General features: G+C 59.5%; 15 protein-coding genes. 9 read left to right on the top strand and 6 right to left on the bottom strand.

Annotated elements, in window-relative coordinates:
* Position 1 precedes the first annotated feature (1 nt).
* Positions 2–1783, bottom strand: coding sequence for an IlvD/Edd family dehydratase (locus tag CLM58_RS04185; RefSeq protein ID WP_095594623.1), 1782 nt, complete (start codon positions 1781–1783; stop codon positions 2–4).
* Positions 1784–1912: 129 nt separating this feature from the next.
* Here CLM58_RS04185 and CLM58_RS04180 point away from each other — a divergent pair, with 129 nt between their 5' ends.
* The 5 genes from CLM58_RS04180 to CLM58_RS04160 are packed head-to-tail and all read left to right on the top strand — an operon-like array spanning position 1913 to position 4898.
* Positions 1913–2386 (top strand): hypothetical protein, encoded by a 474-nt coding sequence (locus CLM58_RS04180; RefSeq protein WP_095594622.1) that lies wholly within the window; start codon positions 1913–1915, stop codon positions 2384–2386.
* Positions 2383–3096, top strand: coding sequence for an AzlC family ABC transporter permease (locus tag CLM58_RS04175; RefSeq protein ID WP_095594621.1), 714 nt, complete (start codon positions 2383–2385; stop codon positions 3094–3096). Before CLM58_RS04180 ends, CLM58_RS04175 begins: the two co-directional genes overlap by 4 nt.
* On the top strand, positions 3093–3416 hold the full coding sequence (locus tag CLM58_RS04170; RefSeq protein ID WP_095594620.1) for an AzlD domain-containing protein: 324 nt from the start codon (positions 3093–3095) through the stop codon (positions 3414–3416). Before CLM58_RS04175 ends, CLM58_RS04170 begins: the two co-directional genes overlap by 4 nt.
* A 13-nt stretch (positions 3417–3429) precedes the next feature.
* On the top strand, positions 3430–4128 hold the full coding sequence (locus CLM58_RS04165; RefSeq protein ID WP_095594619.1) for an RraA family protein: 699 nt from the start codon (positions 3430–3432) through the stop codon (positions 4126–4128).
* Between the two features lie 11 nt (positions 4129–4139).
* On the top strand, positions 4140–4898 hold the full coding sequence (locus CLM58_RS04160; RefSeq protein ID WP_095594618.1) for an SDR family NAD(P)-dependent oxidoreductase: 759 nt from the start codon (positions 4140–4142) through the stop codon (positions 4896–4898).
* Here the strand turns inward: CLM58_RS04160 and CLM58_RS04155 are convergent.
* The 5 genes from CLM58_RS04155 to CLM58_RS04135 are packed head-to-tail and all read right to left on the bottom strand — an operon-like array spanning position 4892 to position 9458.
* A complete protein-coding gene (locus CLM58_RS04155; RefSeq protein WP_143226520.1) occupies positions 4892–5632 on the bottom strand; it encodes a hypothetical protein in 741 nt (246 codons plus the stop codon). The two genes, CLM58_RS04160 and CLM58_RS04155, sit on opposite strands and share 7 nt — an antisense overlap.
* A 51-nt stretch (positions 5633–5683) precedes the next feature.
* Positions 5684–6850 (bottom strand): mandelate racemase/muconate lactonizing enzyme family protein, encoded by a 1167-nt coding sequence (locus CLM58_RS04150; protein WP_095594616.1) that lies wholly within the window; start codon positions 6848–6850, stop codon positions 5684–5686.
* On the bottom strand, positions 6847–7752 hold the full coding sequence (locus CLM58_RS04145) for a phytanoyl-CoA dioxygenase family protein (protein ID WP_095594615.1): 906 nt from the start codon (positions 7750–7752) through the stop codon (positions 6847–6849). The genes CLM58_RS04150 and CLM58_RS04145 overlap by 4 nt, the downstream gene beginning before the upstream one ends.
* An 18-nt stretch (positions 7753–7770) precedes the next feature.
* The gene (locus CLM58_RS04140) at positions 7771–8685 is read right to left on the bottom strand and encodes an NAD(P)-dependent oxidoreductase (protein ID WP_095594614.1); all 915 of its coding nucleotides are present in this window, start codon (positions 8683–8685) and stop codon (positions 7771–7773) included.
* An 11-nt stretch (positions 8686–8696) separates the two neighbouring features.
* The gene (locus tag CLM58_RS04135; RefSeq protein WP_095594613.1) at positions 8697–9458 is read right to left on the bottom strand and encodes an SDR family oxidoreductase; all 762 of its coding nucleotides are present in this window, start codon (positions 9456–9458) and stop codon (positions 8697–8699) included.
* Between the two features lie 120 nt (positions 9459–9578).
* Between CLM58_RS04135 and CLM58_RS04130 the strand changes: the two genes are divergently transcribed.
* From CLM58_RS04130 to CLM58_RS04115, 4 genes are all read left to right on the top strand, one after another.
* Entirely contained in the window at positions 9579–10610 is a 1032-nt protein-coding gene (locus CLM58_RS04130) for an L-idonate 5-dehydrogenase (RefSeq protein WP_095594830.1), read from the top strand.
* Positions 10610–11212, top strand: coding sequence for a LysE family translocator (locus tag CLM58_RS04125; protein ID WP_095594612.1), 603 nt, complete (start codon positions 10610–10612; stop codon positions 11210–11212). Before CLM58_RS04130 ends, CLM58_RS04125 begins: the two co-directional genes overlap by 1 nt.
* 85 nt (positions 11213–11297) lie before the next feature.
* Positions 11298–12212 (top strand): dihydrodipicolinate synthase family protein, encoded by a 915-nt coding sequence (locus CLM58_RS04120; protein WP_095594611.1) that lies wholly within the window; start codon positions 11298–11300, stop codon positions 12210–12212.
* A complete protein-coding gene (locus CLM58_RS04115) occupies positions 12212–13588 on the top strand; it encodes an FAD-binding oxidoreductase (RefSeq protein WP_095594610.1) in 1377 nt (458 codons plus the stop codon). The genes CLM58_RS04120 and CLM58_RS04115 overlap by 1 nt, the downstream gene beginning before the upstream one ends.
* Positions 13589–13594: the final 6 nt, after the last annotated feature.

Below are 13594 nucleotides of genomic sequence, written 5' to 3'. Positions count from 1 at the left end.
CTTAATGATTGTCCCGTGGCAACGTCTGCCGCACCTTCTGATAGGCCGTGGCCAGTTCTAGGCAACCACCGTTGGCCAATTGGCCAACATGGGTGCGGTAAATCTCTTGCCAGGGTGTCTGGTGTACAAGTTCCGGCGCTTCCCAAGCGTCGATCCGGGCCTGCCATTCACCTTCATCCACCAGCGCGTTCATGGTCGAGGCATTCAGATCCAAACGCACGATGTCGCCATCCTGCAAATAGGCCAATCCTCCGCCAACAACGCTTTCCGGGCTGGCGTTCAGGATCGACGGGCTTTCCGAGGTCCCCGACTGGCGCCCATCGCCAACTGTGGGCAAGTGGTTAATGCCCTGACGGACAATCGCATCGGGCGGCAGCATATTCACCACCTCGGCCGAGCCGGGATAGCCCACGCACCCGACGCCGCGAATGAACAGAATCGTGCGTTCGTCGATATTCAAATCGGCATCATTAATCCGATCGTGATAATCCTCGGGGCCTTCGAACACGACGGCCTTGGCCTCGAACACACCCTCGTTTCCGGGTTCGGACAGGAACCGTTTCCGAAAGTCTTCGGAAATCACGCTGGTCTTCATCAGCGCGCTATCGAAAAGGTTCCCCGACAGCACCTTGAACCCCGCGTTTTTCCGCAAGGGCGCGTCATAGGTGGTGACCACATCAAGGTCCTGGCTCTCCCACCCGACTAGGTTCTCACCCATCGTGGCGCCGGTCGCCGTCATCGCGCCTTCGTTCAAGCGGCCTGCTTTCTTCAACTCGCCCATCACAGCCGGCACGCCGCCCGCGCGGAAAAAGCTTTCGCCCAGGTATTCACCTGCCGGCTGCATGTTCACCATCAAGGGCACGTCAAACCCGACTTTTTCCCAGTCGCGTACGTCCAGTTCGACCCCGATATGACGTGCCACAGCTTGTAGGTGTGGCGGCGCGTTTGTGGACCCGCCAATCGCAGCATTCACGACGATGGCGTTTTCGAACGCCTCTCGTGTCAAGATGTCGGAAGGTTTCAGATCGTCGTACACCATTTGCACGATACGCTTGCCAGTTTCATAGGCCATCGCCATGCGTTCACGGAACGGCGCGGGAATGGCCGAGTTGCCAGTCAGGCTCATACCAAGCGCTTCGGCCATGGCATTCATCGTGCTGGCTGTGCCCATCGTGTTGCAATGGCCCAGCGAAGGCGCCGAGGAGCAGACACGGCTCATGAACTCGTCATAGTCGATCTCTCCAGCGGCCAAGAGACGGCGGCTTTCCCACACGATCATCCCCGACCCGGCCCGCTTGCCCTTCCACCAGCCGTCCAGCATCGGGCCGCCATTAAGCGCAATCGCGGGGATATCCATCGTCGCGGCCCCCATCAGCATCGCCGGCGTGGTCTTGTCACAGCCGGTGGTCAGGACCACCCCGTCAATCGGATAGCCATGAAGCACTTCGACAAGCCCCAGATAGGCGAGGTTGCGATCCAACGCCGCCGTAGGGCGTTTGCCGGTTTCTTGAATCGGATGCACCGGGAATTCCATCGGAATGCCCCCAGCCTCGCGGATGCCCGCCTTGATCCGATCCATCAGGAAAACGTGGATTTTGTTACAGGGGGCCAGGTCGCTGCCGGTCTGCGCAATGCCGATGATCGGCTTGCCGCCTTGCAGTTCCTCGCGTGTGTATTCCTGATTTTGATAACGCTCTACATACAGCGCCGTCATCCCTGGATTGTTGGGGTTGTCGAACCATTCCTGCGACCGAAATCGTTTTCCTGCGCGTGTATCTGACATCTCTTCCTCCCCCGAAAATCCGTGCCGAAGACACTGATCTTGTCTCGGCTCTTGTTATACATTTCCCATTTGGTATACCAAATGCAAGCGTAAAGACGCGCGACCGCTAGGAGGAGGCGGATTGACCCGATGAAACGGCTTACCATCAGCTTGATAACCGCACTGTGCTTGGGAGGGCCCGCATTCGCAGAGGTCGACCTGGACGCGTTTCGCTCCTGCGTTGATACGCGAATAGAGAACAATGCCCCTGCTGCCGAATGCGTACATGCGGCCCAAGCGGCATGTCTTAGCTACGACCCCGAAGAACAGACCGCTTCGGCCACACTTTGTTTTGTCGAGGTCAAGGACGGGTGGTCCACCGGCATCCAAGACCAAATGCAAAAGATCTCTGCCGAAGCCGAGGAACAGATCACTGCGATCGCGAGTATCGAGCTCAAGTACGACCTTCTGGCAAACTTGCTGCAATGCGATCGGATGCATGATCTGGCGCGCCTGACCGAAACGCCCGGCGAAACGATAGCCCTGCAAAAGGCCCGCTGCGAGGCAACGGCAACCGGGTTGGCGCTGACCAAGCTGATCTTGCAGTCACGCCGATTGCCATGACACCACGCAGGGCCTTTTGGCGCGGGTATCTGGACTGCGCCCCTTTCATCCTGATCGTGGTCCCCTATTCCATGCTTTTCGGCGTTGTGGCCCGTGACGCCGGTTTGGATGTGCTTCAAACCATGTCCATGTCGGTTTTGGTCATCGCCGGAGCTTCTCAATTCACGGCTGTGGCGCTTTTGCAGGAAAACGCCCCCGTCTTTATTGCTCTTTTCGCCGCGTTGGCGGTCAATCTGCGCATGGCCATGTATTCAGCGGCACTTGTGCCGTACGTTGGCCACGCGCGGCTCGGCACGCGTGCATTGATGGCGTATCTGATGGTCGATCAGGCCTTCGCTGTGGCCGTTCGGACCTACGAGGATCAACCCGAAATGAGCCCGGCCGCGCGGGTGGCCTATTACTTTGGCTGCATGCTTCTGATTTGCCCGATCTGGTACGGCTGCACACTTCTTGGCGCACTGGTCGGTCAGGCGATCCCAGCGGCCTTCTCACTCGATTTCGCCGTTCCGGTCTGCTTCATCGCAATGACGGCGCCGCTTCTGCGATCCGCGGCACACGTCGTGGCCGCGTTGGTCGCCGCTGTCGCCGCCTTGGCCTTTGCCTGGGTCCCATGGTCATTGGGACTGATCGTGGCCGCCACGCTTGGTATTCTGACTGGTGCGCAAACAGAATTGTATCTGCGCCGTCGCGCCCAGAGGGCAACAACATGATCTCTGACTCTGCCTTCTGGACACTCACAGCACTGCTGGCCATCGGAACCTTCCTGATCCGGTTTTCCTTTCTTGGCATTCTGGGTGGTCGGCAGTTGCCGGACTGGCTGCTATTACACCTGAAATATGTTGCCGTCGCTGTGTTTCCTGCGCTGGTCACCCCATTGGTGATCTGGCCCGAGGCAACCGGCGGATCGCCTGACCCCATTCGCCTGATTGCCGCTATCGCCGCCCTGCTTGCCGGGCTGCGGTTTGGGGTAATCTGGGCCATCATCGCCGGCATGGGCACGCTTTATGCCCTGCAATTCTTAACCTCCTGAACCGAGTTGCTTCATGATCGAAGAACCGCCCATCCTGACCCTACGCCCCAACTTCCCACGCCCCACGGCGGACCAAATCGCGGCATTCCAAGATGTCCCCACCGGTTTTGTTTGTGATGCCATGGGGGGCCAAGGCGCGCTTGAAAGCCGCATTCAACCCATCGGTGGCGGCCGGGATATCGACTGCCGGGCGGTAGGCCCCGCATTGGTGGCCGACAACGGACCACAGGAAATTCTGGCGACCATGGGCGCACTGCACATTCTAAAGCCCGGAGACATCGTGGTGTCCGCGGTGCACGGGCATCGGAATTGCTCTGCCGCGGGCGACCAGTTCTGCGGAATGCTGAAAAACAAGGGCGCTGCGGGCTTCGTCACGGACGGAGAAATGCGCGACTACGACGGTATCGTTGAAACCGGTTTGCCCGCATGGTGCACCGGGCTCTCGCCGAATTCACCCTATTCCAACGGCCCGGCCAAGGTCGGCTTTGGGGCGGTTGTCGGCGGCGTGAATATCGAAAGCGGCGATTTGATCGTCGCGGATCGCAACGGCGTCGTCATTGTCCCCTTCGCAGAAATCGACACGGTGATCGCGCGTCTGCGTCACGTCCAAAAACTTGAAGCCGACTTGGAAGAGAAAGTGGCGGCTGGATTTTGCCAGATGCCAGCCATCGAAGAGATGATCGCCGACGGCCGGGCCGTCGTTGTGGAATAAGGAGTCGAGGCATGAAACGGAACGAGATCAACCTGTCTGATCTGACTGCGGTGGTTACTGGTGGGGCCCAAGGGATTGGCTATGCCGTGGCCGCGCGCTTTCTGGCCTCTGGCGCGCGGGTCGCTTTATGGGACCTTGACGAAGCGCTGGCCGCCAGGTCCGCCGAAAAGCTGGGCCCACTAGGTCAGGTCATTCCAGTTGCCTGCAATGTTTCGAATTCTGAAAGCGTGACTTCCGCGCTGGCTCAGACCGAAGCGAAACTGGGACCCGTCGATATCCTGGTCAACAGCGCAGGCATCGCGGGACCAAACGCGGCGGTCGAGGACTATGATAACGCCGCCTTTCGCGACGTGATTGATATCAACCTGATGGGCACCTTTTTTACCAACAAGGCGGTCACCCCCGGCATGAAGGCCCGAAATTTTGGGCGTATCGTCAACATTGCCTCGGTCGCCGGAAAAGAGGGCAACCCCAACGCCTCGGCCTACTCTGCGTCGAAGGCCGGTGTCATCGCCTTTACCAAATCGCTTGGCAAAGAACTTGCAGGCCACGACATCGCCGTGAATTGCATCACGCCCGCCGCCGCGCGCACGGCCATTTTCGACCAGCTTGAAGAGGAATTCATCGAGTACATGCTGTCGAAAATTCCACGAAACCGCTTTGTCGAAGTGGAAGAAGCCGCCGCCATGATCGCGTGGATGGCCAGCCCCGAGAACTCTTTCACCACCGGCGCTGCGTTTGATCTTTCGGGTGGGCGCGCAACCTACTGATCAAGGTCGGGGCCCCCGCTATTTCGCTCGGCCTGACTTAAGGCACGGGGTTTCTCCGTCCGACGCACTTCTTGCGCCGAAGCGGTGCTGTGGAACGTATACCGGCCAACAGTCACGTCCTTGATGCCGTGTTCTTTCAGATGCTGCGCGCCAAGGTACGTTTTACGCAACAGATCAAGCGTGTCGGGATCATAACCGTGCAGCAGAAACACCCAAGGCATCGCCTGATCGGCACCGCGCAAGGCCTGCTCACGGGTCATTGGTGGCGGCGGTTCCGGGCGCAAAAGCTGAGCCGAAACCGCGCCGCGTTGCGACGCAAGGAACGGGGCCATCTGCCCGCCAAGCCAATCTATGACCGCTTGCTCGCGCCCATCCTCAGGCGTGAAACGAAGGGCTGCGACTGACCGCCCCAATCCGAAACCAGCGCTTGCCGCAACACGGCAAAACCCTCGCACCATTCCGCGAAAGCGAGGCATCATCTCGCTGGTCCAGTCCGAAGGCGCGTTCAACCTGTCCAGATAAGGCTGAGAACGCGCGACATCTACATCGGTGACTTCATAAGTCACCAGATACCGCGGCGCCCCTTTGGTCGCGATCCAACGTGTCGCGCGCAGAAAGCCGGGAACCGACAGGCGTTCGTGAAAATGCTCGTAGCTGTGCCAATAGTCGTGATCCGAGGTCTCTCCGTCGATGTCATAGAAAAGAACCATCGCAGCATCGCTACATTGGGCCATTACGCTCTCCATTTGTCACATCCAGCGGGGCGCCCGCACCGCTAGGTCGTGTCATTCAATCTCGTAGCGCGCGATGAAATCCCGATCGGGTTCCACCCCGATGCCTGCACCCGTCGGCACTGTGACAAAACCGCCATTGTCCGCGACCTGCTGCTGGATGTTCAACGGCTCCAAAAGCATTTCGTCGCGGAAGATGTTCAGGGTCGTATCGAACTCTAGCCACGGTTCCCGCGGGAAGAGCCCACCGGGCAAGGGAGGCATTGCCGCCAGAAGCTGTAAGTTGACGGCGACAGCGATTGCCGACCCCCAGACATGGTTGATCACCGGTGTGTGGTGCGCATGGCATAGCGCCAAAACACGCAGATACTCGCTGATGCCTCCCAATGCACAGACTTCGGGTTGCGCGATGTCCAGCCCCCGGTTTTCCAAAATGGCGCGCCAGCCCCAGCGGTTGAACTCGGCCTCGCCACCCGAGATGTTTACCTTCAGCCCCGCGCGCAATTCGCGATAGCCGTCCAGGTCTTCGGGCGCGACGGGTTCCTCGAACCAATAAGCGCCCAGTTCCTCGAGCGCCCGTCCAACATAGAATGCGTCGGGCGTCGTGTAGCAATGGTTGGCGTCGACCATGAAATCGAAATCGGGGCCCACGCCTCGCCTTACGGCCTCGCACAGTTTCACATCATCGCGGGCGCCAAGTCCGACCTTCATCTTGGTCGCGACAAATCCCATGTCCCGGATCGCGGCAGCCTCATCGGCAAATCGGGCAACATGATCCGCGACGCTTTCTCGTTTCAGCATCATGCCATAGCCATAGGCCTGAACCTGCGTCCGATGCGCCCCGCCGATCAGCTTGTGCAACGGCAGGCCCGCGACTTTGCCCGCGATATCCCAAAGCGCGATATCAACACCCGAAAGCGCCTGAAGCGGCATGCCTTTCTGGCCGTGATCCCGCAGCAGATTATAGACCCTGTGCCACAACACATCGCGATCCAAAGGGTCGCTGCCAAGGACCATCGGCGCGATGACCCGTTCGACAATCCCCTTATTGGCCAATGCCACATTGCCGGGGCCAAAGCACTCGCCCCATCCCGTGATCCCTTCATCGGTCTGCACCTCGACAAGATGCGCCGTGCGTTTGGCGTAATATTGCTGGGAATACCCCAGCTCTTCGGGCATGTCGGTTTGCAGCACATGACTGTGTATGGCTGTGATCTTCATTCGTCCGCCGCACCCGCAAAGGCGCTTTTGGCGCCTGCGCTTTCCTGTGTCTTAAAGATCGACCCCGTGTCCGGAGCCGGTGGCATAGGCATCACCACCGGTACCTTTTCAAGGCGCGGCGTCAGGCAAGGCGAGCCGGTAATCGTGCGATCCTTAAGGTCTTCCCAGAACTTACGCTGCCCCAACGCGTGGAAGTAGGAGTTCGAGCCAAGGATCGGCCAGGCATCAGCACTGGCGCATTCGTAAAACAGGATCTTCCGGGTGCGATCACTCATGTTCGGCGCGGACCCGTGCAACAGCCGCGCGTGGTGTACGGTCATGCTGCCTGCCTTACCGGTCAGGGTTACGATCCTGTCCTTTTCGAACAGCGGATCTTTCGGGTCGATCGCCCCGGCGAAATAGCCGTTCGCCGTGTGATCCAACAACGGTCCACGATGTGTGCCGGGCACCACCATCAGCGGACCGTTCTCCTCGTCCACATCCTCAAGCATCAGCCCAAAGGCCAGCAGATCGTCATTCGTGTGGGGATAAAACATCCAGTCCTGATGCCACTCGACAGCCCGCCCGCCGCCGGGCGCCTTGGTATTCAGCTTCGACGTCAAGATCGTCGTATCCGGACCAAGCAGGTCGTTCAGAACCCGGGTCATCATGGAATGGCGCAAGACCTCCCAGAAGTAGGGGTCTTGCTTATGCGGGATCTTTATCCGGGTCAGACGAGGCGCATTTGCGCTGTGGCCTGCATCAAGGTCATAGACATCGTTGCTTTCGCTTACGGCCCGCGATTCCTCGATCAGCCGGGTCGTGATGTCGCGCAGACGTTCCAGCTGCTCCTGAGTGACCGCGTTCTCAATCATCAGATAGCCGTTTTCGGCGTAGAAGTCCTTTTGCTGCTGACTCAGCATGGCCTGCCCTCCCCGCAGTTACTTTTTCGTCGCGGCCTCCATATCGACCCCGTTCAGGCGCCCGACGTGATCCGACAGCATCGGCACGAAATCGGAACCGCCCCCAACGGCCTCGGCATGGGTGAAATAATGGCGCGCGGCAGAGGCCATCACGTTCATCACACCAGCATCCGTGGCCATGGCGTTCACATAGCGAATGTCTTTGGACATGTTGGCGATAGAAAACTTATGTGCGTTCTCATCCCGCTCGCAGACGTATTTCATGAATGTCCCGAAGAACCCGCTTCCAAGGCGGCTGGGTTCGATTACTTCGCGGAACGTATGGGGCGAAATGCCAACCTTTGCCCCCAAAACGGCAGTTTCCGAGTAAAGCGCCGCGTAGGCCGCCCCAAGGAAGTTCATCATCAACTTCATCTTGTGCCCGGTTCCAACCGGACCGATGCGTGTAATCGTGCCGGCCCAGCAATCGATGACCGGAGTGATCACCTCCAGAAGGTCCTCGTCGCACCCGACCATGGCATCCAACATGCCTTCTTCGGCCTCTTTCGGGGTCCGCCCCAGAGGCGCGTCCACCATCCGAACGCCCTGCTCGGCCATCTCGGCCGCCAAGGCCATGGTCGAAACCGGGTCGGCGGTGGTTGTATCGATCACGATCAACCCCTCACGTGCCCCGGCAAGGATGCCGTCTGGCCCGCGAATGGCCGCTTCCACCTGTGGGCTGTTGGAAAGGCAGATATGGATGATATCGCAGTTTTCTGCCATCTCGCGCGGGCTGGCCGCCTCTTTGGCCCCCATCCCGACAAGACTGTCGATCGGGGTGCGGTTCACGTTCCCCTTGATCCACAGGTCGTACCCGCCTTGCAAGATGTTCTTGGCCATGCCGTGGCCCATGTAGCCCACGCCGATAAAGCCGATAACCGGTTTGTCCGTCATATATTCCCCTCCTAAAGACTTGCCGTGATGCCCCCATCCACGAACAGGGTGTGCCCGTTCACGAAACTCGCCGCATCCGAGGCCAGGAACACGCAGGCCCCGACCAGTTCTTCAACCTCACCCCAGCGCCCCGCCGGAGTTCGTTTTTCCAACCAAGCAGAAAACTCTGGGTCGGCCACCAATGCCGCATTGAGCGGCGTATCGAAGTAGCCGGGCGCAATGGCATTGCAATTCAATCCGTGCTTCGCCCAGTCCGTCGCCATGCCCTTGGTTAAGTTGGCAATGGCACCTTTCGACGCCGTATAGGGCGCGATGCCGGGACGGGCGAGCGCGGCCTGCACGCTGGCAATATTGATGATCTTGCCCTTGCCCCGTGTGATCATGTGCCTCGCAGCAGCCTGTCCGACGTAAAACGCTGAATTCACATTGGTCCGCATCAACCGATCGAAAGCGTCGACTGGAAAATCCTCCAGCGCTGTGCGGTGCTGCATCCCAGCGTTGTTGACCAGAATATCGATGGGACCATGGTTGGCTTCAAAGCTATCAATCTTCTCTTGAACTGCCTTTGGGTCGGTCACGTCGAAACACAAGGTCAAGACGTCGGCACCGGTCGCGCGCAGCTCTTCGGCCGCGGCCTCAAGGCGCCCGGGATCCCGAGCATTCAGCACAATTCGCGCGCCAGCTTCGGCCAAACCACGTGCCAAAGCCCGACCGATCCCCATCGACGATCCTGTGACCAGTGCCGTCCGCCCGGTCAAATCAAACAACCGCATAAATCCCCTCCCAGCGTGGTGTCCGGACGGTTGACATTGCCCTGCAAACCCGCCTTGATGAAAATGGTATACCATTTCGGGGCCGTTGCAAGCAAAAGCCCCGACGGGAGGAAACAACCTTTGAAAGCACTCTATGCCCACGCGGCGCATGACTTGCGCCTGACCGACTGTTCTGTCGAAGCCCCCGGACCCGGAGAGGTTCTGGTGAATATCTCTCGTGGCGGTATCTGTGGCACGGATCTACATTACCACCTTCATGGCGGCTTCGGAGCGATCAGACTTCGCGAGCCGATGATCCTTGGGCACGAAGTGGCAGGACATGTGGCCGCCTTGGGGGCTGGGGTAGAGGGGCTAAGCGTGGGCCAGTTAGTCGCTGTGTCGCCATCGCGCCCCTGCGGGGCCTGCCAAGAATGCTTGCGTGGATTGCCCAATCATTGCCTGAACATGCGGTTTTATGGCTCGGCCATGCCTTTCCCCCATATTCAGGGTGCATTTCGTCAGGAACTGGTCGCCCTAGCGTCGCAATGCGTCCCGGCGGACGGGCTAAGCGCGGCTCAGGCCGCTATGGCAGAGCCTCTGTCCGTGGCCCTGCACGCCGTTCGGCAGGCAGGTGAAATGCTGGGCCGGCAAGTTCTGGTCACCGGTTGCGGTCCGATCGGCATCCTTGTGATCCTTGCCGCGCGCCGTGCAGGCGCATCCCGGATTGTCGCGACCGACATCTCTGAAGCCTCGCTGGAATTCGCACGTTATATCGGGGCCGACATTACCCTGAACACGGCCGAAGACCCCGAAGCCCTTGCGCCGTTCTGCAAAGGAAAAGGCCAGATCGATGTTCTGTTCGAATGCTCAGGCGCCGAGGTCGCGTTGGCCTCTGCCTTGGCCGCGTTACGACCGCGCGGACGCGCCATACAGCTGGGCCTGTCTGGGGACATGCGCGTGCCCATGATGCAGATCACAGCCAAAGAGATCGAACTGGTTGGGTCCTTCCGTTTCCACGAGGAGTTTGCGATAGCCGTCGACATGATGCGCGCCGGCTTGATCGACGTGACGCCCCTTGTCACGCATTCCTACCCGCTCGCGGATTTTGCAGCAGCCTTCGCAATGGCGGCTGACCGTTCGCAAGCTATGAAAGTTCAACTGGAGTTCACCTGATGCTGACCTTTGCAGCAGCGGTGTTTTTCCTGATCATCACACCCGGCCCCGGCGTGATGACCACTGCCGGGTTTGGCGCCGCCTACGGCTTTCGGCCTTCTCTTGCCTATGTTCTTGGGCTTTTCATCGGAACCAACCTTGTCATGCTGTCGGTGATGACGGGCCTTGCGGCAATCATCCTGTCGGTGCCGTGGCTTCGAAGCGTCCTGATGATCTGCTCTGTGGCGTATCTGCTTTATCTCGCCACGCGGATCGCTTTTGCCGGTGCGCGGATCGCTTTCACAGAGGCTAAGTCACCTCCGGGGGTGGTCGGAGGGGTATTGCTGCAAGCGATCAACCCCAAAGCCTATGCCGTCAACACGTCCCTGATCACGGGGTTCAACTATGCACCCGATGCCTTTCTGTTCGAGATGATCACCAAGGCGCTGATCCTTAATACGATTTGGATTCCGATCCATCTGGCCTGGCTCTGGGCTGGGGCGTCACTGCATCGGCTCAACCTTTCAGAGCGCACCCAGCGCAGGATCAACATGGCTATGGCCCTGTCCATGCTTGGCGTCGTCGCCCTTGCCCTGTGGTCCGCGAAACAGGCTGCCGGATGACAACACGACCTTTTCACCTAGCAACGCATCGTGCTTCGAACAGCCCACAAGGCATCAGAAGCCACGCCCGACGAATGGAGACCCAATGACACAACGCTATTCCGGTATCTGGCCCGTCGCGCCGACACCTTTCTTACCCAACGGACAAGTCGACGCCGAAGGCATGAAGCGTGTTCTCGACTGCATGATTGATCAGGGCGTTGACGGTATCTGCATCCTTGCCAATTTTTCGGAACAATTCCTGATTACGGATGACGAGCGCGCCGCGCTGACACGCCTGTCGCTGGAACATGTCGCTGGCCGGGTTCCGGTCATCGTGACGATCAGCCATTTTGCCACGCCGATCGTCGTGGACCGGGCGAAGTTTGCCAAAGATCTTGGGGCCGATATCGTCATGATGATGCCCCCCTATCACGGAGCCCTTCTTAAGGGCACGCCCGAGCAAACCTTCGAGCAATTCCGCGCGGTCGGAGAGGTCGGCATCCCGATCATGCTGCAGGATGCGCCGCTTTCGGGTGTGGACCTACCCGTGCCCCTGCTGGTGAAAATGGCGCAGGAAATCGAGATGCTGAAGCTGTTCAAGATCGAATGCCCTCAGGCTGCGGCCAAACTTCGGGCGCTGATCGAAGAAGGTGGCGACAGCATCGAAGGCCCGTTTGACGGTGAAGAAGCGATCACCTTGCTGGCCGATCTGGATGCCGGCGCGACCGGCACCATGACCAGCGCCATGATCCCCGACCTGATCGGCCCGATTGTCCAAGATTTCCTTGCGGGCAAGCGGCAGGCCGCCATTGACGGCTACGCACGCGTACTGCCCGCGGTGAACCACGAAAACCGGCAGTGCGGCTTTCGGGCCGCGAAGGCAGCGATGGTCGAAGGCGGCGTGATCGCTTCGGATTTTTGTCGCCACCCGATCCCGCCTCTGCACCCCGGGACCCGCGCCATGTTGCTTGAACTGCTGCGCCCGCTTGACCCGCTGGTTCTGCGTTGGGGGAAGTAATGAGTATCGACACGGCGATATCTCGGCTCAAACCGCTGTTGGGCAACAAGCTTTCGTTGTCTCAGGCCGACCGCAACCTGCACGGCCAGAACGAAACCTATTACCCCCTTACGCCACCGGATGCGGTGGCCTATCCCGCCAACACGCAGGACGTCTGTGACATTCTGAAGATCTGCAACGAAGAGCATTGCCCGGTGACCGCCTATGGCGCGGCCAGTTCGTTAGAGGGGCAGCACTTGGCGGTGACAGGCGGGATCAGCCTTGATCTGCGCGACATGAACCAAGTGCTAGAGGTGAATGCCGAAGATCTGAACGCTGTTGTTCAACCCGGCATTACACGCCTGCGCCTGAACGAAGAACTGCGCGCAACAGGCCTGTTCTTTCCGGTCGATCCCGGCGCCGACGCCAGCATCGGCGGGATGGCCGCGACCCGAGCATCTGGCACCACGGCTGTGCGATATGGCACGATGCGGGAAAACGTGCTCGCCCTCGAAGCAGTGATGGCCGATGGCACCATCATCCGCACAGGTAGCCGCGCTCAGAAATCCTCTACCGGTTACGACCTGAACCACTTGCTTATCGGCTCTGAAGGAACGCTTGGAATTATCACCGAGCTGACCGTGCGCCTACGGGGCAGACCAGAGGCGACGATTGCAGCCACATGCCGCTTTCCAACCGTCAAAGACGCCGTGGACTGTGTCATCCTGACGATCCAGTCCGGCGTGCCCATGGCGAGAATCGAGCTTTTGGACGAGATGATGGTGAAGGGGTTCAACGCATATTCCAAAGCAAACCTGCCCGAAGAACCGCATCTGTTTCTAGAGTTTGACGGCACTTCAGGCAGCGCAAGAGAGCAAGCCCGGACCTTTGAAGAACTCGCTGCTGACTTAGGTGCACGGGGCTGGAAAACGGCAGAACGGCCCGAGGACCGTAAAGCGCTTTGGACCATGCGCCACTCGGCACATTACGCGACCGCTGCTTTGGGCAAAGGTGGTCGTATCTGGCCCACAGATGTCTGCGTACCGATCTCGCAGCTGGCAGAGGCCGTTCTACAAGCTCAGCGCGACGCGGTGCGCCTTGGTCTGACATCGACCATTGTTGGGCATGTGGGTGACGGCAATTTCCATGCAGGACTTAGCGTCGATCCATCAGACCCCGACGAGATGGCCCGAGCCGAGCAATTTTCAAACGCGCTGGCCGAAACCGCGCTAAGGCTGGGCGGAACAGTCTCAGGCGAGCACGGGGTCGGGCTGGGCAAGCAGAAATTCATGAAGGCCGAACACGGCCCGGCCTTGGCCTATATGCGTGCGATCAAGGAAAGTTTTGACCCCAATAACATCCTGAACCCGGGCAAAATGTTGCCGCTCAGGAACTGAAGGAGA

The sequence above is a fragment of the Actibacterium pelagium genome (assembly GCF_002285415.1).
Classification (GTDB): Bacteria; Pseudomonadota; Alphaproteobacteria; order Rhodobacterales; family Rhodobacteraceae; genus Actibacterium_B; species Actibacterium_B pelagium.
Note: the sequence above shows the minus strand (reverse complement) of the source record. Positions and strands in the feature narration are given on the sequence as shown.